Annotated in this window: 17 protein-coding genes and 3 pseudogenes; 6 read left to right on the top strand and 14 right to left on the bottom strand. The window is 59.3% G+C overall.

Annotation, left to right across the window (positions count from 1 at the left end; genetic code table 11):
- Window positions 1-383: 383 nt before the first annotated feature.
- A pseudogene (locus AAEZ09_RS24340) lies at window positions 384-865 on the top strand (transposase); the annotation flags it as partial.
- A 204-nt stretch (window positions 866-1,069) separates the two neighbouring features.
- Window positions 1,070-2,770 (top strand): phosphoethanolamine transferase, encoded by a 1,701-nt coding sequence (locus AAEZ09_RS24335; RefSeq protein ID WP_077750422.1) that lies wholly within the window; start codon window positions 1,070-1,072, stop codon window positions 2,768-2,770.
- Window positions 2,771-2,832: 62 nt separating this feature from the next.
- On the opposite strand, the gene AAEZ09_RS24330 is transcribed toward AAEZ09_RS24335, so the two are convergent.
- From AAEZ09_RS24330 to AAEZ09_RS24315, 4 genes are all read right to left on the bottom strand, one after another.
- On the bottom strand, window positions 2,833-3,060 hold the full coding sequence (locus AAEZ09_RS24330) for a hypothetical protein (RefSeq protein WP_077750423.1): 228 nt from the start codon (window positions 3,058-3,060) through the stop codon (window positions 2,833-2,835).
- 934 nt (window positions 3,061-3,994) lie between these two features.
- Window positions 3,995-4,510: a hypothetical protein gene (locus AAEZ09_RS24325; protein ID WP_197678977.1), complete on the bottom strand. Its 516-nt coding sequence runs from the start codon at window positions 4,508-4,510 to the stop codon at window positions 3,995-3,997.
- 76 nt (window positions 4,511-4,586) lie between these two features.
- The gene (locus AAEZ09_RS24320; protein WP_077750424.1) at window positions 4,587-5,504 is read right to left on the bottom strand and encodes a cation diffusion facilitator family transporter; all 918 of its coding nucleotides are present in this window, start codon (window positions 5,502-5,504) and stop codon (window positions 4,587-4,589) included.
- Between the two features lie 55 nt (window positions 5,505-5,559).
- Window positions 5,560-5,892 carry a TFIIB-type zinc ribbon-containing protein gene (locus AAEZ09_RS24315; protein ID WP_077750425.1) on the bottom strand — a complete coding sequence of 111 codons (333 nt, stop codon included), beginning with the start codon at window positions 5,890-5,892 and terminating at the stop codon, window positions 5,560-5,562.
- A 366-nt stretch (window positions 5,893-6,258) separates the two neighbouring features.
- Between AAEZ09_RS24315 and AAEZ09_RS24305 the strand changes: the two genes are divergently transcribed.
- Window positions 6,259-6,699: a helix-turn-helix transcriptional regulator gene (locus AAEZ09_RS24305; protein ID WP_231990919.1), complete on the top strand. Its 441-nt coding sequence runs from the start codon at window positions 6,259-6,261 to the stop codon at window positions 6,697-6,699.
- Between the two features lie 68 nt (window positions 6,700-6,767).
- Window positions 6,768-7,635: pseudogene (locus AAEZ09_RS24300) on the top strand (sterol desaturase family protein).
- Window positions 7,636-8,282: 647 nt separating this feature from the next.
- On the opposite strand, the pseudogene AAEZ09_RS24295 reads toward AAEZ09_RS24300, so the two are convergent.
- From AAEZ09_RS24295 to AAEZ09_RS24265, 7 genes and pseudogenes are all read right to left on the bottom strand, one after another.
- Window positions 8,283-9,209, bottom strand: a pseudogene (locus AAEZ09_RS24295) (MFS transporter); the annotation flags it as partial.
- Between the two features lie 66 nt (window positions 9,210-9,275).
- Window positions 9,276-10,301: a sugar kinase gene (locus tag AAEZ09_RS24290; protein ID WP_350601100.1), complete on the bottom strand. Its 1,026-nt coding sequence runs from the start codon at window positions 10,299-10,301 to the stop codon at window positions 9,276-9,278.
- Window positions 10,294-11,076 (bottom strand): sugar phosphate isomerase/epimerase family protein, encoded by a 783-nt coding sequence (locus AAEZ09_RS24285; protein WP_350601099.1) that lies wholly within the window; start codon window positions 11,074-11,076, stop codon window positions 10,294-10,296. Before AAEZ09_RS24285 ends, AAEZ09_RS24290 begins: the two co-directional genes overlap by 8 nt.
- Before the next feature lie 74 nt (window positions 11,077-11,150).
- Window positions 11,151-12,176, bottom strand: coding sequence for a LacI family DNA-binding transcriptional regulator (locus AAEZ09_RS24280; protein ID WP_350601097.1), 1,026 nt, complete (start codon window positions 12,174-12,176; stop codon window positions 11,151-11,153).
- Between the two features lie 114 nt (window positions 12,177-12,290).
- On the bottom strand, window positions 12,291-12,932 hold the full coding sequence (locus tag AAEZ09_RS24275; RefSeq protein WP_045058328.1) for a DUF1345 domain-containing protein: 642 nt from the start codon (window positions 12,930-12,932) through the stop codon (window positions 12,291-12,293).
- A 158-nt stretch (window positions 12,933-13,090) separates the two neighbouring features.
- Window positions 13,091-16,189: a multidrug efflux RND transporter permease subunit gene (locus tag AAEZ09_RS24270; protein WP_350601096.1), complete on the bottom strand. Its 3,099-nt coding sequence runs from the start codon at window positions 16,187-16,189 to the stop codon at window positions 13,091-13,093.
- Window positions 16,190-16,204: 15 nt separating this feature from the next.
- The gene (locus tag AAEZ09_RS24265; RefSeq protein WP_205893663.1) at window positions 16,205-17,362 is read right to left on the bottom strand and encodes an efflux RND transporter periplasmic adaptor subunit; all 1,158 of its coding nucleotides are present in this window, start codon (window positions 17,360-17,362) and stop codon (window positions 16,205-16,207) included.
- A 294-nt stretch (window positions 17,363-17,656) separates the two neighbouring features.
- Here AAEZ09_RS24265 and AAEZ09_RS24260 point away from each other — a divergent pair, with 294 nt between their 5' ends.
- Window positions 17,657-18,358 (top strand): response regulator, encoded by a 702-nt coding sequence (locus AAEZ09_RS24260; protein ID WP_045058331.1) that lies wholly within the window; start codon window positions 17,657-17,659, stop codon window positions 18,356-18,358.
- A gap of 4 nt (window positions 18,359-18,362) precedes the next feature.
- Window positions 18,363-19,664, top strand: a complete 1,302-nt coding sequence (locus tag AAEZ09_RS24255; protein ID WP_045058332.1) for an ATP-binding protein — start codon at window positions 18,363-18,365, stop codon at window positions 19,662-19,664.
- A gap of 67 nt (window positions 19,665-19,731) precedes the next feature.
- Here AAEZ09_RS24255 and AAEZ09_RS24250 read toward each other — a convergent pair whose 3' ends face one another.
- The 3 genes from AAEZ09_RS24250 to AAEZ09_RS24240 all read right to left on the bottom strand — a co-directional run bounded on the left by AAEZ09_RS24250 (window position 19,732) and on the right by AAEZ09_RS24240 (window position 22,373).
- Window positions 19,732-20,265 carry a tetratricopeptide repeat protein gene (locus AAEZ09_RS24250; protein ID WP_205893665.1) on the bottom strand — a complete coding sequence of 178 codons (534 nt, stop codon included), beginning with the start codon at window positions 20,263-20,265 and terminating at the stop codon, window positions 19,732-19,734.
- Window positions 20,266-20,380: 115 nt separating this feature from the next.
- Window positions 20,381-21,334, bottom strand: coding sequence for a D-2-hydroxyacid dehydrogenase family protein (locus AAEZ09_RS24245; protein WP_045058334.1), 954 nt, complete (start codon window positions 21,332-21,334; stop codon window positions 20,381-20,383).
- A gap of 13 nt (window positions 21,335-21,347) precedes the next feature.
- Window positions 21,348-22,373: an alpha/beta fold hydrolase gene (locus AAEZ09_RS24240; RefSeq protein ID WP_350601094.1), complete on the bottom strand. Its 1,026-nt coding sequence runs from the start codon at window positions 22,371-22,373 to the stop codon at window positions 21,348-21,350.
- Between the last annotated feature and the right edge of the window lie 58 nt (window positions 22,374-22,431).

Here is a 22,431-nt window from a genome sequence, read left to right as displayed (position 1 = left end):
TTTCGACCGACGCATGTTTTTTTGAACCTCAAGTAACGAGGGCATGAAAAATCGGTGGGTACTTCAGACCTTCCTTAGACGAATTGTCCGCGGCTGAGGGGCTTATAACAAATTTGTAATTCTTCAGTCACCATTCTGATAACTTCTCAGCAGTACATTGAGCGTGCAAAAAATCTACGCGTCATAGGATCCTGCGGACGTGTCGACTTCTGATCGAATCCAGCCGCCTGAAATCGATGCTCGCAGTTTTTTAGACCATCAAATATTTATTAGTGAACAAACAAGCTGCGCGTTTTGGGGGCGTAAATCCCCCGGTGTCAGGATAGTTGTCGCCTCTCCGAATTTTCCTAAAAAAGCACATCGGGGGCGGAAAGAGACTGGTCGTGCCGTATTATTCACCTGAACGCAGAGCCGCATTACTCAAGATGCTGCTTCCCCCGCTGAACCTGTCGATGGCCGAGGTCTCCCGGCGCGAAGGGGTCAGCGAAATGTCTTTGTCCAACTGGCGCAAGCAGCTCAGTTCTGAAGGAAATGCAGTGTCCGAAAACAAGCAATCGACTCAGAGCTGGTCAGCCGAAACCAAGTTTGCTGTCGTCCTTGAAGCGTCCGGTTTGTCCGAGATCGAGCTGGGCGAGTATTGCCGCCGCAAAGGCCTTTACCCCGAGCAAATCACGGCCTGGCGACAAGCCTTCATCACCGGCCAGAAATCGGAAAAGGCCCAGCAAAAAGACGACCGCGAGCAAGCCCGCAAGGACAAGAAACGCATCCAGGAACTTGAGCGCGAACTGCGCCGCAAAGACAAGGCGCTCGCTGAAACAGCCGCGTTGTTGGTGCTGCGAAAAAAGCTCAACGACTACTGGGGGATTGCCTCATGAAAAAGATTTTCATTAGTTTGGGGTGTCTGGCGGTTTGGCTAGTCGCGGATCGCCAACTAGCTGACCAGAACGTTCAGGGTCACTGGTGCATCCACGAGTTGCACCGCGCCCTTGGCGATTTTTTCTTACCTAAAACATAGTGACACTCCGGTGGCAGTTCGCGCCTGGATACGTCGAGATATTCCGGAGTACCCATGAATAACAAAGTACCCATTCGCAGTTGGGAAATCACACTCGGTAGTAACCAGTTAATCCTTGCAGTTTCAACTTGGCTTCTATTGTTGAGTAACTGGCCATTTTGGCGAGCTGTATGGCAAGGCGTGGGAGGCCTACAGGACGGAAACACCATATTCGTGCTTAGCCTGCCTTGGTTTGTGTTGATTTGGCTATACATATTGCTCAGCGTGATGGCTTGGGGGCACTTGATAAAACCTGTGCTAGCTATCGTGCTGCTGGTTGCGGCAGCAACGAGTTACTTTATGAATAGCTATGGCATAGTAATTGATTACAGCATGCTAACGAATGTGATGCAAACGGACAGTTCCGAGGCCATGGACCTACTGAACTGGGAACTACTGCTGTGGATGCTGGGCTTTGGTGTTATTCCGTTGCTGATTATCACTCGAGTCCGTTTGATCCAACGATCGTGGTCCCGCGCACTTGCTCATCGATTGATGGGTATGGCGGTCGCGCTAACCTGCTTGGCGATCATCGTATTTACGCTTTATCAATCCTATGCATCGCTGATGCGTAACCATCGCGAACTCCGATTGATGTTGGTTCCGTCGAATGTGGTTTCGGCAATCCATGGGTATACGCGTCGCCAGCTAGCAGTTCCCACCGAATTAAAAATCATTGGTGCTGATGCCCGCCGTGAAGAAGCTACTGTTGATGTACGCAAACCACGGCTAACGGTACTGATGGTGGGTGAAACCGCTAGGTCCGCGAATTTCTCCCTCAATGGCTATACCCGGGATACCAATCCGGAATTAGCCAGTCGTGGTGTCTTAAGTTTTACCAATGTCAGCTCATGTGGAACAGCTACGGCCGTTTCTTTACCCTGCATGTTCCTGGACGTGGGTAAAGAAGGATACAAAGACGGTATGGCGCTGCGTAGAGAAGGACTATTAGACGTATTGCAGCGGGCCGGTGTATCGGTAATTTGGAGAGACAATAACTCAGGTTGCAAAGGTATTTGCGACCGAGTACCAAATGAAAAATTGAACAATCAGAAAACGCTGGGATTATGCAGAGCCGACGAGTGTTACGATGAAATTTTATTGCAAGATTTACAAGCATACTTGGATCAACAGCAGCGGGATTCAATCGTGGTGCTACACATGAAAGGCAGTCACGGCCCATCCTATTTCAAGCGCTATCCACCAGCGTTCGAACGATTCGGGCCCGTTTGCGACAATAACCAACTTGAACGTTGTACGCGCGAAAGCATTGTCAGTGCCTATGATAACAGTCTTGGTTATACGGACTACGTACTTGGGCAAACGATCGACCTGCTAAAGCGTAACGCTGAACGTTTTGATACAGCGATGCTTTATGTCTCTGATCACGGTGAGTCCCTCGGAGAGAATGGGCTTTACTTGCACGGACTTCCTTATGCCATGGCTCCCAGCGAGCAGACTAGTATCCCCATGATACTCTGGATCTCCAAAGACATGCAGTCGCGTCAAAACCTCAATCCTCAATGTTTGAAGGAACAACGTGGTGTATCGCTGTCCCATGACAACTTATTCCATTCTGTATTAGGGTTGATGGGTATTCAAACTTCAGCATATCGCCAAGAGCTAGATCTGTTCAGTACCTGCCAAGCCAAAGCGTTGACACCATTAAAGCTCGCACAAACATCTGAGCATCACCCAGTAAAAATACCAAAATAAGGGGGGGCTGCGACAAAAATCTAAAATCACCCTGTCGGACTGCTGCGACGGGGATGCGGTCGCTAGCTCTGAATGTCCTCACTGTCGTCCATAACCTCAACGCTCACGATCAGGCCAAATTTTTGGCCTTCAGCACGCAGGGCGCGGAAGAGATTTAATTCAAGCTCGGTCAGCGTCGCGAAATCGGGGCCGTGCAAATCCGTGCTTGCCCGGTCCGGAACCGATTGGGCTAACTTGTGCATTGCTTCGTGGCCGTTTTCAGTGGCATTAGGCTTGGTTTGATCGTTCATCGGGCTAGCTCTCGTTCATTTAGCGACTAAAAAAAGACCAGGAATAATCCCGGCCTTTTTCTATGGTCGCACCGGCCTCTCTAGCGGCCGGCGTTCATCAGATTTTGTTGACCTTCCTGTTCTGAAGCTTGGCGCCTTCCTCCTGCGATAGCTCCCCCTTCACTTTGCCAACACCGCGCGCATAGGACACTTCGTAGCATTGCCCTACTACGTTTAACGACCTGCATTTGAAAACGCGCCGACCTGCAATCAAGGCGTTTTCCGACCAGGATTAACTGCGACTGTCCGGCCCGGCCAGCATTAGCTGCAAATGACGGGGTTTATAGGTAGATGATCAAAGGCTGCATCAGCTCCTATATGGGCACGCGTAGAATCCAGAAAAGTCGCACGTTGAGGCCCAAGCAACCACTGCCTACCCTGCTTCGAGCAAACGCGTGGGGCCTACAGCTTTGAGGCCCACTACGCTATGTGCGGGCTCGGTCTCGCCCAAAGGGTTCGGTCAACTGACCAAGGTAACCTTTGGGATAGTCCCTCTCACGCAAGCCGACATTGGCGTCGACCTGCTTTCCTGTACTGTCGTAGAACGTCCCAAATAGCCGATCCCACACCATCAGAAATTCGCCGATCTGCTGGTACGCCCCTGTGCGCAGGGCCTGGCCAACTTGCCGGATTTGTTGACCAAGACGTCTGCAGCGCTAAAAACATGAACCGGCTGGTGCCAAATTACCCCTGAAAGTGGGTATTTTTGGATGCAATTCAACACATGATGGGCTATCGCCGTGATCCTAAGCGCGGTCACCTATGTGACCTTGCGCTATCTCGCCCCACTCAAGAATGCCGCCCCTGAAGCAGATCCTAAAGACCGACGGGGTGCTCAATGAGTCGGTGATGCGGTTCGAGCCGCTGTCATGGTTGCAGAAGTTGGCAGACGCGATCAGTGCCGGCGCCCACCAAGCAGCCGGCCGACCCTCGGCAGAATCACGGGCGCGGCAATGAGGACAAGGGTACCGATCACCCAGAGAACAATAATCGCCGGCTTCACGATGACTCGGAGCAAGGCGATGGCTTGTCCCAAAAAGCCGCTAACGTTGAGATTATCGACGACACTGCCAACCTCCTTGCCGGCTCCGGTCGCGAGGCCCTTCCCGCCGTCCACCAGGAGGCCGGCATTGGCCGCCACCCAGCCGAGGACGGGATCAACCAGGGCATAACCGACCCAGGCGAGAAGCGACCACAGAACGAGGCCGACAAGAACGACAGCCATCGGCAGTTTTCTCGGCAGGCTCGGACGCGCATCATAATCGACCGGCTCCCCCGTCATCTTCGGATCGCGATCGTTTCTCCGATAGTAACTATCGCGATACCCGCGGTCATGGTGGCCATGTTTTCCCATCTCGGTCTCCGTTTTTCGCCGGGGCAAGATTTCCAGGGAAACCGGCCCGTTCTTCAAGCACGTCCACCCGCAGCGCCAACCATCGCCGTCGCGTTCGTCCGGCCGGTTGTCCAGTCGCCTTCCCCTGCTAGCACTATAGCCTTAATTCGCACTCAGCCTCACGCAGGTTCTGATCCTCGATCTGGATCGTCGCATGTGTCAGGCCGAAACCGGTCTTCATCGCCTCATTTGCGCTGATAAGCGTCATCCGCGCCTGGGCCATGTCGGCCACGACCAGGTGGCAGCTCATGGCGTCGATGCCGGAGGTTATCGTCCAGACATGAAGATCGTGGACGGCTGTCACGCCGGAAATGTCCAGCAACTTTCGCTCCAGCAGCGCTATATTGACTTGGGGCGGCGTGCCTTCCATCAGGATGTGGATTGCCTGCTTCAACAATATCCACGTGCGCGGAATGATAAAAAGCCCGATGCCAGCGCCGATGATCGGATCGGCCAGCGTCCAGCCGGTGAGCATGATGACGCCTGCGGCGACGATGACGCCGAGCGAGCCCAGCATGTCGCTGAGCACCTCGAAATAGGCTCCCTTTACATTGAGGCTTTCCGACGACCCGGCGGACAGGAGCCTCATGCTGATCAAGTTGACCACAAGCCCGACCACCGCCACGGCAAGCATCGGTCCAGCTAGAATTTCCGGCGGGTTCAGGAAACGCTGATAGGCCTCGTAGAAGATATAAACGGTCAGTAGAAGGAGCACGACGGCATTCGTAAGCGCCGACAGTACCTCCATGCGAGCAAAACCGTAGGTTTTCTGCGGCGTCGCCGGGCGTTCCGCAAAACGGACGGCGATCAGCGCCAGGGCAAGGCCGCCAGCGTCGGTCAGCATGTGCGCCGCATCCGCGAGGAGCGCAAGGCTGCCCGTCCACAGGCCGCCGATCACCTCAACCACCATGAACGTCGTGGTGAGGGCGAGCGCCCCTACGAGTCTGCTCTTATGCCGTCCCGCTGCGGTTCCGGGCGGAACTGCCACCGCGTGTGAATGCCCTGCGCCCATGTTTGATCCTCAGTAATCAGTGGAAGGGCGCCGCAGCGGTCCCGAAGCAAAGATCTCAGTCGAAGAGATCTGACAGGAATGATCGCTTGCGACGGTGTCCTCCGTGCCCCGAACCATGACCGTCATCGTAGTAGCCTTGGGACGGACTAGGCTGCCCCTGTTGCGGTGCGGGCTTCGGTGCGTAGGTTTGGGTTTGAGCGGGGCCAGCGTCGGCGCTGCGCTCGATGATCTTGTCGAGCTCGCCTCGATCCAGCCAAACGCCACGGCATTTCGGACAATAGTCGATCTCGATGCCCTGGCGCTCGCTCATGACCAGATCGACCCTGCAGGCAGGACAAAGCAGCCCATGTCCCTGGCCCTCCGGACGTGTATTTGCGACATCTACCATCTTCATCTCCTCGTGTTTGCTCGGCGAAGCTAGGTTTTCGCGAGCCTGATCATCATTATAGGCTCTCTAGCTGTAACGACCTGTATTTGAGAACGCCCCGACCTGCATTCCATCGTCGCCAGCCAGCATTAGCTGCAAATGACAGGGCTCAGACCGGCAAGCCCGCTGCCAGCATCTTGTCGCGTAATTCGACGGCCCGAGTCGGGTCGAGTGTGTTACTGAACAACGCCTTGATTCGGTGGGCCTGGCATCCTCACTCCGGCAGGCTTGAAGCACCGGCTGTGTGCAGGGCATGTCCTCTCGATCTACCTGGATGTGCTGTCCGATGAGGTACGTGCCTTGCGGATGAGCGGAGCCGCGAGGCTGATGGAGATACTCCCTGCCGACGTTGTTGCGATAGTCGAGGCGTTGAGTACGTCGGGGCATGCAGCTGTCCAGTTGCAGGCACAGGTACGTCAGCTGTTGCGGCTTCCCGATCCGCCAATCCGCGATCCGCGCCTGACCAAAGTCACCGCAACGCTGCGCGAAGGCCAAATGGGGCGTGAGGTAATGGCTGCGTTGGTGCATCTATCCCCGACACGCTTTTCCCATTGGTTCGTGGAGCAAACAGGTGTGCCATTGCGCAGTTACGTCAAATGGCTGCGCCTCACCCAAGCCCTTCAACATATGGCTCAAGGGGGCCGGTTGACCGAAGCCGCGCATGCGGCGGGCTTTTCCGATTCGGCGCATTTCTCCCGGACATTCAGAATGCTGCTGGGCATCGATCCGTCCTCTGCCCTAGCTGAGGTAGGGCTCCAGGCGTCATAGCTCTTTCGTTCAAGTCGAACGACGTCCTCTCCACATACCATGAAGGCTCTCTACACAGGAGCTGAGCGATGTCCACTTCCCTTCAATTTGCCCTGCGCTGGTTGAGTTACCCGCTCGTGTTTGGTGGCAGCGCTGCCTTCATGGTCAGGGCCTTGTACGCCGGTGTGCCGTATTGGCCCAGCACACCCTTGGTTGCCGCAGTCGGTCTTTTGGCTGTGGCGGCGCTGGAACGCATCCAACCTTTCCGCCAGGGCTGGCTGGAGGATCACCAGGACACCCTGACCGACCTGGTGCATATGCTAGTGAATCTTTCCGTCATCCAGTTCACCGCCGAAAACTTGGCTAGGCTGGGCGATGCGGTACCAGCTTCCGTTCGTGTCTTTCCAGTTGAAAGCCCGCTGTGGCTGCAGCTGCTGCTGGTTGCCGCCGTGCTCGATCTGAGCCTGTACGCCATGCACCGGATCAGCCACCACGTACCCTGGCTATGGCGTTTTCATATGATTCACCACAGTGCCGAGCGCTTGTACTGGATGAACGGTGAGCGCCGGCATCCCCTACATGCCGCACTCATGGCGGGACCGGGATTGGTGGTGCTGTTTGCATTCGGCGCGCCTTCGGCAGTGGTTGCCACCTGGTTCGGTATCCTGACCGCGCATCTGGCCTTTCAGCACTCGAACCTGGACTACCGGGTGGGATGGGTTGCGGTATGTGCTCGGGGTCGCCAAGATTCATCGCTGGCACCACAAGCGCGACTTCGAAGATGCCCTGGTGAACTTCGGCGAATTTCTGATGGTGTGGGATCGGCTATTTGGGACGTTCTACGACAGTACAGGAAAGCAGGTCGACGCCAATGTCGGCTTGCGTGAGAGGGACTATCCCAAAGGTTACCTTGGTCAGTTGACCGAACCCTTTGGGCGAGACCGAGCCCGCACATAGCGTAGTGGGCCTCAAAGCTGTAGGCCCCACGCGTTTGCTCGAAGCAGGGTAGGCAGTGGTTGCTTGGGCCTCAACGTGCGACTTTTCTGGATTCTACGCGTGCCCATATAGGAGCTGATGCAGCCTTTGATCATCTACCTATAAACCCCGTCATTTGCAGCTAATGCTGGCCGGGCCGGACAGTCGCAGTTAATCCTGGTCGGAAAACGCCTTGATTGCAGGTCGGCGCGTTTTCAAATGCAGGTCGTTACAGTTAGCGCGTCACACAACTTCCCGTTGAGCGCGGGCCTTCGTAGGTGTCATGAACAGTTCGGAGGAGGGGCGCATACCCCATAATCAGGTGCGATTGTGGGGCCTTTGGTGTTCTAGAGCAGCTATTCAGCAAGTTGCTGCGCAGCGGCAAATGCGCGGCAGCCACGATTTGAATCCATCCAGCACTTACGACCTGAACTGTGTATCTATTGAAAGACATCCTCGCCATTGGCAGACGCACTGGGGAGGAAAAATGCCCGAGTTTGCCGCATGAGTGGACGACCGCTTAATCACGTGAACTTGCGCAAAATGAATGCAAAATAGTTAGAAGAATTAAGCTATTGAATTGTATGGATAAAATCACGACTAACTGTTAGCTTGGGTCCAGAAGAATTCGAGGCGATCAGCAGTGGTGGCCAGACGAAGCGTTTGCGTTTTTGCAGTTTGTCCGACGCCCAGGACACCAGCAACATGCCGATGACGGCGGCCAGGTAGGGCAGCGCCGACAGCCAACCCGCTTCAATCATGTCCATTTGTGCACCGGCCTTGAGTATCGACGGCAGCCACAATACGAAGCCATAGACGCCGATGCTCCAGCAGAAGAACTGCAACGCGAGGATTATCACCCTTGGCGAGCGAAAGGCTTCGGCATAGTTTTTCACCGCCTTGATGCCGACTTGCTCGGCAGCCAAGGCGCTTTCCAGGTCGTGTTTTTCCTGGTCACTGAGCCATTTGGCCTGGGCCGGACGATCGTCGGCCAGGCGCCACCAGATGAAGGCCCACAGCACCGCAGGCAAGCCCTCGATGATGAACATCCAGCGCCAGCTGTAGTGCTGTACCAGATAGCCTGAGACCACCGACATCCACAGCATGGTCACCGGGTTGCCGAGGATCAGGAAGGTGTTGGCCCGCGAGCGTTCGGCGCGGGTGAACCAGTGGCACAGATAGATCAGCATCGCCGGCATCACCGCGGCCTCGACCACGCCGAGCATGAAGCGGATGACGATCAACCAATAGGCATTGGAGACGATTCCGGTCAGGGTCGCCAGGCTGCCCCAGAGGATCAGGCTGACGAAAATCAGTTTCTTCACGCTGTGTTTCTGCGCATAGATCGCCCCCGGCACCTGGAAGAAAAAGTAGCCGAGGAAGAACAGGGCGCCGAGCAGGGAGGACAGGCCCGGGGTAATCATCAGGTCGGCGGCCATGCCCGAGGCGGCGGCGAAGCCGTAATTGGCGCGATCCAGATACGCCAGGCTGTAGGTGATGAACACGATGGGCATGATGTACCACCAGCGGCGGGTGGCGAGGGTTGCGGTTTTCATGGTGGTGCTCCTGAGCTTGTTGTTTTTGTCGCAGCAGGTAACGAATTCGGAATCTTCAGTGAATGGTCAGGCCTTATCGCGAGCAGGCTCGCTCCCCCAGGGCATTTGGCTTGGAACCCTATCCAGTGCGGGAGCGAGCCCGCTCGCGACGGCGGCCTCTAACTCAGCGCTCATCTCGGCCCGGGTAGGCAACCCCTCCATATCCCCCCGACTCTGCACCGCCCGGCTGCCAACCCAGTTGGCCCGCTTCACGGCCTCGGCAAAGCTGTGGTTTTCCAGCAAGGCGCTGATCATGCCCACGGCAAAGCCATCACCGGCACCCACCGTGTCGACCACTGCCTGCACCGGCACGCCGGCGACAAAACCCTGATCCTGATGAGTTCGGTAATAGGCACCGTGCGGGCCCAGCTTGATCGCCACAGCCTCTACGCCCTGGTCGAGGTAAAAAGCAGCGATATCGGCAGGGTCTTCGAAGCCGGTCAGCAACCGGCCTTCGCTCAATCCTGGCAGCACCCAATGGGCGAGGGCAGCCAGGCGGTTGGTTTCGGTGACCATCTGTTGCGTGCTGGCCCACAGGCTCGGCCGCAGATTGGGGTCGAACGATACGCTGCGTCCTGCATCGCGCATGCGTGTCATCAATTCCAGCGACAGTTGCCGTGCGCTTGCTGACAGGGCCGCAGGAATACCGGTGGCGTGCAGGTGCCGGGCGTTCAGCAATTGGGGGACAATTGACTGCGGGGACAGGTGACTGGCGGCCGAACCACGGCGGAAATACTCCACTACCGGATCGCTGCCGTCCTCGGTGCGTGACTTGAGCTGGAATCCGGTCGGGTGCGCGACATCAATGTCGACATGACGGCAGTCCAGTCCTTCCTTTTCAAGCGTGTCGATCACGAACCTGCCAAGTGAATCGGCACCGACCCTGCTCAGCCAGGCCACTTTGAATCCAAGCCGCGACAGGCCGATGGCGACGTTGCTGTCAGCCCCGGCGATGCGCTTGTGGAACCGGGTGATGCTGGCCAGGTCGCCGGGCTCTTCGGCGACAAACATCGCCATGGTCTCGCCAAACGACAGGATATCGATCTCAGACATGAGCGCTCTCCAGTCGCGATTGACCCAGGCGGGCGAGGGCGGCGACGTGTTCGCCGGTGAGTTGCGCGAGGTCGTCGCCCTGGAGTGGATACTCCACCGCCCGAATGACGCCCTGGGGCATGTGGCGCAGCAGTTGTTCCCATTGCTGCAGATCCGCCGGGGCGGGCGGGGTGGCAATCAGTTTGCCATCGGCCCGGCGCGTCACGGCCTTGCAGTGCACATAGCCGACGTGACGACCGAGCATTCGAGCGGCGCTTGCGGCGCACTGGTCCTGCCAGTGCCAGTTGCCGATATCGAAGGTCATTCTGATGGGCAGTTGGTGTTGCTCCACTTCGCCGAAAAAGCGCTGAAAGGGTTCGATGCGGCCTCCGTGCAGGGTCTGGTCGTTTTCTACCAGCAGTTGCACGCCGCAGTCGCCCAGGGTACGGGCCAGACCTTGCAGGTCATTGTTATCAGTAAAATAACCCAGCGAGACTTTCAGCCATTTGGCGCCGAAGGCCTGGGCGCTGTGCAGGGCTGCAGTCAACGCGGGATTAGGGTTTGAACGGCCCGCCAGCCATAGCTCCACGGGTGAGGAGTAGATGCTTTCCAGGCCATGGTTGGAGGTGGCTTGGGCCAGCTGCGTGGCGTGTTCGTGGGTCAACAATTCCTCACGCCATTCGATGTGGGAAGCACCGGCGGCGGCGAGGATTTCGATGAAACTGCCTTGGCCGCGCTGGCGTACCAGCTCGGCGCCGTAGCTGGAAAGGCTGATGGAGACGGGTGATTTTTTCATTGTTATTTACCTCTGAAACCGGTTTCATTTTTATTCAAAAAAATAGTTTCTGGTGGGTGTTGCTGCAGGCCCCATCACCCGGAACTCCCGAGCGTCGAGCCCCGCACGATCAACTGCGCCGAAAAATCCAGCGTTCGAACCGGCCCAGCCTGCCCACGCAGTCGCTTGAGCAGGCACTCGAATGCACTTGCTCCAATTTGCGCGGTCGGCTGCGCAAGGGCGGTAATGCCACTGCCCACCAGCGGGTACCAATCCAGGTCGTCCAGGGCAATCAAGCCCACATTCGCAAACAGATCGCATTGCAGTTCCCGCAGTGCGTGGGTGCTGGCCAGTGCCGCAATGCCGTTGGCGCAGAAGAGCGCTTTCGGGCCGGGGCCAGGAGCGTCCAGGAAAGCCTTGAGATGAGCCGTGAGTTGGCTGCCGGTTTCGATAATTGCGCCTCGCAGTGAAGGCCGCTGGGCGACCTGCGATTTGAAACTGCTGACGCGCTCGATACGCGAACTGGTGCCGTCATATGGCTCGGTCACCAACAGTACATCTCGATAGCCCTGAGCTTCGAGGTGCTCGATGGCCATCTCGACCGCCTGCGAGTTATCCAGCCCGACCATGTCGCTCTCCAGGTGCTCGACCTTGCGATCCACCAGCACCAGGGGCATTTCCCGATGCAGTTCGTGCAATTCGTCGCGGTGATGGCCCAGGGTGTTAACGATCAAGCCTTCGATGTTGTACGAACGTAACAGGGCCAGGTGTTGGCGCTCCTGTTCGTCATCGCGATCGGTATTGCACACCACCAGGCTGTAGCCGTGCTGACGGCAGGCGGTTTCCACCCCGTGCATCACGGCAATCGAATAAGGGTTGCGGATGTCGGCCACCAGCATGCCAATGAGGCGCGTGCGTCCGCGCTTCAAGCCACGGGCCATCTGGTTTGGGCGGTAGCCCAGCTCGGCAATCGACTGCTCGATGCGCAACGCAATGGCATCGGAGAGCAAGCCGCGGTCTTCGCCAATGAATCGCGACACACTGGCCTTGGAAACCCTGGCGTGTTCAGCGACATCAAGCATGGTCACGCGGCTGCGCTGGGCGGCGGAAAAGTCGTTCACGGGTTGAAACCTTGTTATTGGATTTATAAGGCTGGCGCTTGGCGCTGAAACCGGTTTCAGGAAACACCAGGAATATGCCCTGCGTCAAGCCCCGGGCAAAATGTTCGTCGCCTTTTACCCAAACAATCCCGCCGCGATATTGATCGAAAAGCCCAATATCGCCGTATTAAATACAAATCCGACCAACGACTGCGCCAGCACGATCTTGCGCATATCGCGGGTGGCGACACCCACATCGGCGGTCTGCACCGCCACGCCGATGGTGAACGAGAAGTACAGGAAATCCCAATAGTTGGGCGTGGTCAGGCCCTCGGCGAATCGCAGTGCCGGGTCCTTGCCGCGCCAGGTGTAGAACAGGCGCGCGTAATGCACGCTGAATATCACGCCGATCAGCAGCCATGAGCCAATCACGGTCAGCGCAGTGAAGCCGTAGTGCAGCAGTCTGGTCGTGGTGTCCAGTTGCTTGCTGCCAGCCAGTTCGAAGGCGATGGTGGCCAGGCTGGCGATGGCGGCGATGCACACCACGAGCAGCACCAGACCGGCGTTTTCGTCTTCGACTTCAGCGATGCGCTTTACGTCAGGCGCTTTGGCGCGAGCGGTGAGCCAGAGCATCAGCACCAGGTAAGTCCAGACCCCGGCATTCCAGCCAAAGAGAATTTTGCTGATGATCGAATCGGCGGGAGCCAGGATGCCCACCGCAATGCCAAGGGTGGCGGCGGCGGACAGGCGCGGGTGGGTGCGGGCGAGGAAGGGCATAGCGGCTCACTGTAACAGGACGTCAGTGCACCATAGCGCGGTCCTGTTGCAGGAGCGAGCTTGCTCGCGATGGTCGTTAACGATGACGCTGGGAGCCTGACACCCAGCAGCGTTCTTGCGTTCATCGCGAGCAAGCTCGCTCCTACAACGGGGGGCGGCTATAGGTCCTTATGGCGCTTGCGCACCAGCTTCATCACCACCACAAAAAACACCGGCACAAACAACACCGCCAGGGTCGCGGTGATCATGCCGCCGATGACTCCGGTGCCGATCGCTTGCTGGCTGGCCGAGCTGGCGCCGGTGGCGATGGCCAACGGCACGACGCCGAGGATGAACGCCAGGGACGTCATCACGATCGGCCGCAATCTCAGGCGTGCGGCTTGCAGGGTCGCCTCGATCAGGTCGTGACCTTCGTCATACAGGCTCTTGGCGAACTCGATGATCAGGATCGCGTTCTTCGCCGACAGGCCGATGATGGTGATCAACCCGACCTTGAAAAACACGTCGTTAGGCATTCCGCGCAACGTCACGGCCAGTACCGCGCCCAGCACGCCGAGCGGTACGACCAGGAGCACTGAAGTCGGGATCGACCAGCTCTCGTACAAGGCCGCCAGGCACAGGAACACGATCAGCAAGGACAATCCTAAAAGGATCGGCGCCTGGCTTCCGGACAGCCGTTCCTGCAGCGACAAGCCGGTCCATTCCTGGCCCAAACCCGCAGGTCCCAGCGCGACCAGGCGCTCGATCTCGGCCATGGCTTCGCCGGTGCTGTGCCCCGGCTTGGGTTCACCGGAAATGCTGATCGCCGGGTAGCCGTTGTAACGGGTCAGTTGCGCCGGGCCCTGTGTCCATTTGGCCTCGACGAAGGCCGACAGCGGCACCATTTTTCCGGCGTTGTTGCGCACGTGCATTTGCAACAGGTCCGCCACCTGGCTGCGCTGATCGCCTTCGGCCTGGACCACCACCCGTTGCATGCGCCCCTGATTGGGGAAATCGTTGACGTAGCTGGAGCCCACGGCGGTGGACAATACATTGCCGATTTCGGCGAACGACACGCCCAGGGCGTTGGCCTGCTTGCGGTCGACGATCAATTGAACCTGCGGTGCCTCGGCCAGGGCGCTTTCGCGCACGTTCATCAGGATTGGGCTTTTCTCTGCTGCCTCCAGCAACTCGGTGCGTGCCTGCATCAGCGTGGCATGACCGAGGCCGCCACGATCCTGCAGGCGGAACTCGAAACCACTGGAAGTGCCCAGGCCATCCACCGGTGGGGGCAGCACCGAGAACGCCACGGCGTCCTTGATCTGGCTCAGGGCGATGTTGGCCCGGTCGGCAATCGAGCTCGCCGAATCGTCGCTGCCGCGTTCGGACCAGTCTTTCAACGTGGTGAATGCCAGCGCCGCGTTCTGCCCGCTGCCCGAAAAACTGAAGCCGAGGATCACCGTACTGTCGCCCACTCCCGGCTCCTTGGCGTTATGCGCTTCGATCTGCTCGACCACTGCGACTGTACGGTTCTTGCTCGCACCCGGCGGCAGTTGTACGTCGGTGATGGTGTAGCCCTGGTCCTCCACCGGGAGGAACGAGGAGGGCAGGCGTACGAAGCAAATACCCAGGGCGATCAGCAGCACGCCGTAGATCAGCAGATAGCGCCCCGTACGTTTGAGCGCGTAAGCGACCCAGGCTTGATAACGTTCGGTCAGTTGCTCGAAACGTCGATTGAACCAGCCGAAGAAACCGCGCTTTTCATGATGCTCACCCTTGGCGATCGGCTTGAGCAAGGTCGCGCACAGGGCCGGGGTCAAGGTCAGGGCGAGGAACGCCGAGAACAGGATCGAGGTGGCCATCGACAGGGAGAACTGCCGGTAGATCACCCCGACCGAGCCCTGCATGAACGCCATCGGAATGAACACGGCCACCAGCACCAGGGTGATGCCGATGATCGCCCCGGTGATCTGCTGCATCGCCTTGCGCGTCGCTTCCTTGGGCGACAGGCCCTCGGTGACCATAATGCGCTCGACGTTCTCCACCACTACGATGGCGTCATCCACCAGTATGCCGATGGCCAGCACCATGCCGAACATGGTTAGCACGTTGATCGAGAAGCCCAAAGCCAACATGGTGGCGAAGGTACCCATCAGTGCGACCGGCACTACCAGGGTCGGGATCAGCGTGTAGCGAATGTTCTGCAGGAACAGGAACATCACCGCAAACACCAGCACCATGGCTTCGACCAGGGTGTAGACGACCTTGGTGATCGAGACCTTGACGAAGGGTGAGGTGTCGTAAGGGATCTTGTATTCAACGCCTGCCGGGAAATACCGCGCCAGCTCATCCATCTTGGCCCGCACCAGGGTCGCGGTTTTCAGGGCGTTGGCGCTCGGCGCCAGCTGCACGCTGACGGCGGTCGACGGCTTGCCGTTCAGGCGGGTGCCGAACTGGTATTCCTGGCTGCCGATTTCCACCCGGGCGACATCACCGATGCGCACGGTGGAGCCGTCGGGATTGGCCTTGAGCACGATGTCGGCGAATTCTTCCGGGGTCGAGAGCTGGCCTTTGACCAGAATGGTCGCAGTGATTTCCTGGGTGCTGCGGGTTGGCAAGTCGCCAATGCTGCCGGCCGAGACCTGGGCATTCTGTGCAACGATGGCAGCGTTGACGTCAGCTGGGGTCAGGTTGAAACCGATCAGCTTCTGTGGGTCGATCCAGATACGCATGGCTCGCTCGGAACCGTATAACTGCGCCTTGCCGACGCCGTCCAGGCGCTTGATTTCGTTCATCACGTTGCGCGCCAGGTAATCGCTGAGCGCAGTCTGGTCGAGCTTGCCGTCGCTGGAGGTCAGGGTGATCAACAGCAAAAAGCCGGAGGACACTTTTTCTACCTGCAAACCCTGCTGGTTCACTGCCTGGGGCAGTCGCGACTCGACCACTTTCAAGCGGTTCTGCACGTCGACCTGGGCCAGCTCCGGGTTGGTGCCGGGCTGGAAAGTGGCCTTGATCGTCGCACTGCCCAAGTTGCTCTGGGACTCGAAATACAGCAGATTGTCAGCGCCGTTGAGCTCTTCCTCGATCAGGCTGACCACGCTCTCGTCGATGGTCTGCGCCGATGCTCCGGGGTAAACGGCATAGATTTCCACCTGCGGCGGCGCGACATCGGGGTACTGCGCCACCGGCAACTGCGGGATGGCCAGGGCGCCCGCCAGCAGAATGAACAGGGCGACTACCCAGGCAAAAATCGGGCGATCGATAAAGAACTGCGGCATAAAAAAGCGTCCTGCTTACTGGCCAGAAACCTGGGCAAGTGGAAGAGGGGTGTCGTCGATCTGGACTTTCTCACCGGTACGGGCGTGCTGCAGGCCTTCGATGACGATGCGGTCGCCCGGCTTCAGGCCACCGGTGACGATCCAGCGATCGTTCTGCACGGCCCCCAGTTCAACCGGCTGCTGGCCGACGCGCTGTTCGCCATCGAGCAACAACACCTGGGCCACGCCGGCGCTGTCGCGCTGGATGGCCCGCTGCGGCACGCTGATGCCCTGCTGGTCGATGGCCTGTTCCAGGCGCACCCGCACGAAACTACCGGGCAACAAATCGAGATCCGGGTTGGGGAATTCGCTGCGCAGGGTGATCTGGCCGGTGCCCGGGTCCACCGTGATATCGGTGAACAGAAGCTTGCCCGGCAGCGGGTAGAGGCTGCCGTCGTCCTGGATCAGCGTAGCCTTGGCCTGGCCCTGACCTACCTGCTGCAACTGACCGGAGCGAAACGCGCGGCGCAGGTCGTTGAGCTCGCGGGTCGATTGCGTCAGGTCGGCATGGATCGGGTTGAGCTGCTGGATCAATGCCAGGGGCGTGGTTTCGTTCTGCCCCACCAGGGCGCCTTCCGTGACCAGGGCGCGGCCGATGCGACCGGAAATCGGTGCAGTGACTGTGGCGTAGCCGAGGTTGAGGCGGGCGCGCTCGACCGCGGCCTTGTTGCCGGCGACGTCGGCAGCAGTTTGTCGCACGGCGGCCCGGGCGTTGTCGTAATCCTGGCCGCTGATAGCGTTGCCATCCACCAGCTGGGCGTAGCGCTGCTCCTGCAAGCGCGCCTGGAACGCGTTGGCCTCGGCCTTGCGCAGCGCAGCCTCGGCGCTATCGAGGTCAGCCTTGAACGGCGCCGGGTCGATACGAAACAGTACGTCCCCCTGCTTGACGTCGCTGCCTTCGCGAAAGGTCCGTTGCAACACCACGCCAGGGACCCGGGCGCGGACTTCGGCCATGCGCGGCGCGGCAATCCGCCCGCTCAGTTCGCTGGTAATCGACAGTGGCCGCGCCTCGATGGTTTCAATGCGCACGGTAGCCAGTGGCGCCGTCTCTTCGGCGATCGACGACTTGTCACAGGCGCACAGCGTCAGCGCAAGTGCAATCAGACTGAGCCTGGCGAGCAGTTTCTTTGACATGTATTACCCCAATAGTGACCCCCCGGCATCCTACGGGGAGGGGGCGAGAGTAGCGGTGAAGCTTTGTACGTGCAGTGTGAAATTGTGTAAGGGTTTTACTCAGGAGTGGGTGATGGCGTATATCCTGCAGGCCTTGATTCCTATTGCGTCTGTCATGCCGCTTTCGCGAGCAAGCCCGCTCCCGCAGTGGATCTGTGGTGTACACAGGATTTGTGTCCAACGAGAATCTCTGAGAGCAAGGCTTGCCCGCGATCGCAATTTCACAGTCGCCATCGCACTTTCTGGAAACACCCCATGCCCAACATCCTCCTGGTCGAAGACGACACCGCGCTCGCCGAGCTGATTGCCAGCTATCTGGAACGTAATGGCTACTCCGTCAGCGTGATCAGCCGTGGTGATCATGTGCGCGAGCGCGCGCGGCTCAATCCGCCGGATCTGGTGATCCTTGACCTGATGCTGCCGGGGCTCGATGGCTTGCAGGTCTGCCGCCTGCTGCGCGCCGACTCGGCGACCTTGCCGATCCTGATGCTCACCGCCCGGGACGACAGCCACGACCAGGTCCTGGGCCTGGAAATGGGCGCCGACGATTATGTCACCAAGCCCTGCGAGCCCCGGGTGCTGCTGGCCCGGGTGCGCACGCTGTTGCGCCGCAGCAGCCTGGGCGAGCCGCAGACCGCCAACGACCGGATCCTCATGGGCAACCTGTGCATCGACCTGTCCGAGCGCACCGTGACCTGGCGTGGGCAACTCGTGGAGCTGTCCAGCGGCGAGTACAACCTGCTGGTGGTACTGGCCCGGCACGCGGGCGAAGTGTTGAGCCGCGACCAGATCTTGCAACGTCTGCGTGGCATCGAGTTCAACGGCACCGACCGTTCGGTGGACGTGGCGATTTCCAAGCTGCGGCGCAAGTTCGACGACACCGCCGCCGAGGCGCGCAAGATCAAGACGGTGTGGGGCAAGGGCTACCTGTTCAGCCGCTCCGAGTGGGAATGCTGAAGCCATGTTCAGAATCCTGTTCCGCCTGTACCTGGTCACGATCGTCTCCTACAGCGCGGCGATTTACCTGGTACCGGACCTGGTGATCAAGCTGTTTCACGAGCGCTTTGTCAGCTACAACCTCGACTATTCCCGCGGCCTGCAAAGCCTGATCGTCAAGCAGTTTCATGGCGTGCCGCAGGAGCAGTGGCCTGGCCTGGCCGAACAGATGGACAAGGAGTTCGCGCCGCTGCACATCGTACTGTCACCCATCGACGACGCTGATTTCTCTCCGGCGGAGCGCCAACGCCTGCAGCGCGGCGAGAAGGTTGTGCGCATCGGTGACTGGGGCTGGCGCACCCTGGCGGTGGCGCCTCTGAACGAGCAAACCGTGGTCAAGATGGTGGTGCCGCCGGATCCGCTGGACGTCAACCTGTTGTACTGGAGCATTAACCTCCTGATAGGCGCGACCATGCTCGCCTGCCTGTTACTGTGGCTGCGCGCGCACTGGCGTGATCTGGAGCGCCTCAAGGGTACCGCCGAACGTTTCGGCAAAGGACAACTGAGTGAGCGCACGAATATTTCGCCGCGCTCCAACATCGGCAGCCTGGCGAACGTGTTTGACACCATGGCCAGTGACATCGAAAGCCTGCTCAACCAGCAGCGAGACCTGCTCAATGCCGTCTCTCACGAACTGCGCACGCCCCTCACACGCCTGGATTTCGGCCTGGCGCTGGCACTCTCCGATGATTTGCCAGCGGCCACTCGCGAGCGCTTGCAAGGCTTGGTGGCACACATTCGCGAACTGGATGAACTGGTGCTGGAGTTGCTGTCCTACAGCCGCCTGCAAAATCCTGCGCGTCTGCCTGAGCAAGTCGAGGTCTCGCTGGATGAGTTCATCGACAGCGTGCTGGGCAGTGTCGACGAAGAGCTGGAGTCGCCGGACATCGTCATCGACGTGTGGCTGCATGGCCAGCTTGAGCGCTTCAGCCTCGACCCACGCCTCACCGCGCGGGCGCTGCAGAACCTATTGCGCAATGCCATGCGCTATTGCGAGAAACGTATCCAGGTCAGCGTGCAGGTGCTGGCGCACGGTTGCGAGATCTGGGTGGATGACGACGGGATCGGAATCCCTGACGACGAACGTGAGCGAATTTTCGAACCCTTCTACCGGCTTGATCGCAGCCGCGATCGCGCCACCGGAGGCTTTGGGCTGGGCCTGGCCATCAGCCGTCGAGCCCTGGAGGCCCAAAGCGGCACACTTACGGTGGAGGCTTCGCCCCTGGGCGGCGCCCGGTTCAGGTTGTGGTTGCCGAACGTAGCATGAGATGGACGAACGGCCCCGCCAAGGGCCAGGGCCTGGTGCTGATTCAGCCTGCGGCGTCGCTGCCGTTTCAGGTTTTCGATGAGGCGTTGATCGCCTCGGCCAGATCCTGATAGGCCTCGCAGCGGGTGTCGCCGCAGATGGACTTGATCTGCTGCAACTGTTCCTGTGCCAGGTCCAGTCGGCCCTTGATCACATAGGCTTCGCCGAGGTATTCGCGGACCTGTGCATACTGCGGGTCAAGTTTGACCGACTGCAGGTAATAGCCGATGCCTTCGTCGGTGCGCCCCAGTTTGCGCGTGGCGTACCCGCGATAGTTCAGTGCCTTGGCGGTGTTGGGTTGTTTCAGCGTGTCGAGCAGCGCCAGGGCTTCTTCGTAGCGACCATCCTTGGCCAGGCGATAGGCGTAAGTGGTGCGGTCGGCGTCAGGCAGCAGGCTGCTGTCCTGCATCAGGCATTTTTGCTGCTTGCTGTCCCAGACCTGGCCTTTGGGACAATTGGGCTTGGCCGGCTCCTCGTCTTCGTCAGCGTTGGCGAAGGCAAGGGAGCTGGATAGCGCAGCGGCCAGCAGCAGGGGGGAGCACCAGGCAAGACGAGTATTCATGAGCCAATCCTCAGGGGTGATACTTATAGAACATCGCCGCGCCGGCAAATGTTCATTTCTTTGCAGCGCTCCCTGTAAGCAAAGCTCAAATGATGGTGTCCTGCCTGACTGCTGATCAGGTCAGCAGGCGGATCGGTGCTCCCGTTGCCCAGGCCTGGATGTCTTCAATCATCTGCGAAAAGAACAGCTGATAGTTCTGCTGGCTCACGTAGCCCACATGCGGTGTTGCCAACACAGTGTCGAGTGTTCGGAACGGGTGATGGGCTGGCAAGGGTTCTTGTTCGAACACATCCAGGGCCGCGCCGCCCAATTGCTGTTTTTGCAACGCCTTGATCAGCGCCGCCTCGTCCACGATCGGTCCGCGTGCGGTATTGACCAGCAGCGAGTGGGGCTGCATCCACCCCAGCGCCTCGGCGTCCACCAGCCCACGGCTGCGCTCGCTGAGTACCAGATGCACCGACAGTACGTCGGCCTGCTCGAACAACTGCTGCTTGCTGACATGAGTCACGCCGACGGCCGCCGCTCGCTCGGGGGTCAGGTTTTCGCTCCAGGCGATCACCCGCATGCCGAAGGCCTGGCCGAAACCGGCGACTTTCTGGCCGATGCTGCCGAGGCCCAGAATGCCCAAGGTCTTGCCGTGCAGATCGCCCCCCAGGCCTTGCTGCCAGTGGCCGGCCCGCAGGGCGTTGGCTTCGGCGAGCAGATTGCGCGTGGCCGCCATGATCAACGCCCAGGTCAACTCCGGTGCGGCGTGCTTGTAACTGTCGCTGCCGCAGACCTGAATTCCCAGGGCTGCCGCGGCCTTGAGGTCCAGGGCCGCATTGCGCATGCCCCCGGTCACCAGCAGCTTGAGGTTGGGCAGGCGGCGCAGCAGGTCTTCATCGAAGCGCGTGCGCTCACGCATCACGCAGATCACCTGGAAGGCCTGCAGGCGCTGAGCGAGGGTGGCGTTATCGGCCGGGAAGTCGTGAAGGAAACTCACCAGGCCAATGGCGTCCAGTGCTGTCCAGTCCACCACGTCGCGCGCCACGTCCTGCCAGTCATCGAGCACCGCAATCTGCACAGCCATTGGCCTTACCTCATCAAGGAACGGAGTTGGTCTTGCTTAACCAGGCGAGCAAGGCCTGATGAAATTTTTCCGGCTCTTCCATTTGCGGTGCATGGCCCATGCCGGGGAATTCCACCAGGGTCGACTGTGGAATCAGTTTGGCCACTTCTTTGCCCAGCACTTCGTAATGGCCGATTTTCGCCTTGACCTGCGGCGGTGCGATGTCCTTGCCGATGGCCGTGGTATCGGACGTGCCTATCAGCAACAGGGTGGGCACCTTAAGGTCCTTGAATTCGTAGTACACCGGCTGGGTGAAGATCATGTCGTAGATCAGCGCCGAATTCCACGCCACCTGGGTCTTGCCCGGCCCTTTGGCCAGGCCTGCATACATGTCGACCCAACGGTCGTATTCAGGCTTCCAGCGCCCGTCATAGTAGGTGCTGCGCTCGTAGTCGCGAATGCCTTGTGCGGTTACTTTCAGCTCACGCTCATACCATTGGTCCACGGTGCGATAGGGCACGCCGAGGGCTTTCCAGTCTTCAAGGCCAATGGGGTTCACCATGGCCAGTTGATCGACCTGTTCGGGGTATTGCAGCGCGTAGCGGGTGGCGAGCATGCCGCCGGTGGAATGCCCCAGCAGGGTCGCCTTCTGGATGCCCAGGGCCTTGAGCAGTTGCTGGGTATTGGTCGCCAGTTGCTGGAAGCTGTACTGATAATGTGCTGGCTTGCTTGAGGTGCAGAAGCCAATCTGGTCTGGTGCGATGACCCGGTACCCGGCTTTGCTCAGCGCCTTGATCGAGGTGTCCCAAGTCGCGCCGCAGAAGTTCTTGCCATGCATCAGCACCACGCTGCGGCCGTTGGCCTTGCCTTCGGCGGCGACGTCCATGTAGCCCATCTGCAGGGATTCACCTTGGGACTCAAAGGCAAAATGCTTCACCGTGTAGGGGTACTCGAAGCCCTGCAATTGCGGGCCATATTCCGGACCTTCGGCGTAGGCAAGAGCCGGCAGCGCAGCGCTCAACAGCAGGCCGGGCAGCCAGCGGGAAAAGGCGAGGGACATGGGTGAACTCCTTGGTAATCGACCGATCCTGGGACGGCCTCATTAGGGCAACATTAAA

Origin of the sequence: Pseudomonas sp. 65/3-MNA-CIBAN-0223 (assembly GCF_040310425.1) — a bacterium.
GTDB classification, from domain to species: domain Bacteria; phylum Pseudomonadota; class Gammaproteobacteria; order Pseudomonadales; family Pseudomonadaceae; genus Aquipseudomonas; species Aquipseudomonas gregormendelii.
Note: the sequence above shows the minus strand (reverse complement) of the source record. Positions and strands in the feature narration are given on the sequence as shown.

Excerpts from the sequence above, each read along its gene's own strand:
- AAEZ09_RS24285 (WP_350601099.1), bottom strand. The coding sequence starts at position 11,076 with ATGAAAAAATCACCCGTCTCCATCAGCCTTTCCAGCTACGGCGCCGAG.
- AAEZ09_RS24270 (WP_350601096.1), bottom strand. The coding sequence starts at position 16,189 with ATGCCGCAGTTCTTTATCGATCGCCCGATTTTTGCCTGGGTAGTCGCC.
- AAEZ09_RS24240 (WP_350601094.1), bottom strand. The coding sequence starts at position 22,373 with ATGTCCCTCGCCTTTTCCCGCTGGCTGCCCGGCCTGCTGTTGAGCGCT.
- AAEZ09_RS24250 (WP_205893665.1), bottom strand. The coding sequence starts at position 20,265 with ATGAATACTCGTCTTGCCTGGTGCTCCCCCCTGCTGCTGGCCGCTGCG.
- AAEZ09_RS24265 (WP_205893663.1), bottom strand. The coding sequence starts at position 17,362 with ATGTCAAAGAAACTGCTCGCCAGGCTCAGTCTGATTGCACTTGCGCTG.
- AAEZ09_RS24305 (WP_231990919.1), top strand. The coding sequence starts at position 6,259 with ATGGAGATACTCCCTGCCGACGTTGTTGCGATAGTCGAGGCGTTGAGT.
- AAEZ09_RS24335 (WP_077750422.1), top strand. The coding sequence starts at position 1,070 with ATGAATAACAAAGTACCCATTCGCAGTTGGGAAATCACACTCGGTAGT.
- AAEZ09_RS24330 (WP_077750423.1), bottom strand. The coding sequence starts at position 3,060 with ATGAACGATCAAACCAAGCCTAATGCCACTGAAAACGGCCACGAAGCA.
- AAEZ09_RS24315 (WP_077750425.1), bottom strand. The coding sequence starts at position 5,892 with ATGGTAGATGTCGCAAATACACGTCCGGAGGGCCAGGGACATGGGCTG.
- AAEZ09_RS24320 (WP_077750424.1), bottom strand. The coding sequence starts at position 5,504 with ATGGGCGCAGGGCATTCACACGCGGTGGCAGTTCCGCCCGGAACCGCA.
- AAEZ09_RS24245 (WP_045058334.1), bottom strand. The coding sequence starts at position 21,334 with ATGGCTGTGCAGATTGCGGTGCTCGATGACTGGCAGGACGTGGCGCGC.
- AAEZ09_RS24290 (WP_350601100.1), bottom strand. The coding sequence starts at position 10,301 with ATGTCTGAGATCGATATCCTGTCGTTTGGCGAGACCATGGCGATGTTT.
- AAEZ09_RS24275 (WP_045058328.1), bottom strand. The coding sequence starts at position 12,932 with ATGCCCTTCCTCGCCCGCACCCACCCGCGCCTGTCCGCCGCCGCCACC.
- AAEZ09_RS24260 (WP_045058331.1), top strand. The coding sequence starts at position 17,657 with ATGCCCAACATCCTCCTGGTCGAAGACGACACCGCGCTCGCCGAGCTG.
- AAEZ09_RS24255 (WP_045058332.1), top strand. The coding sequence starts at position 18,363 with ATGTTCAGAATCCTGTTCCGCCTGTACCTGGTCACGATCGTCTCCTAC.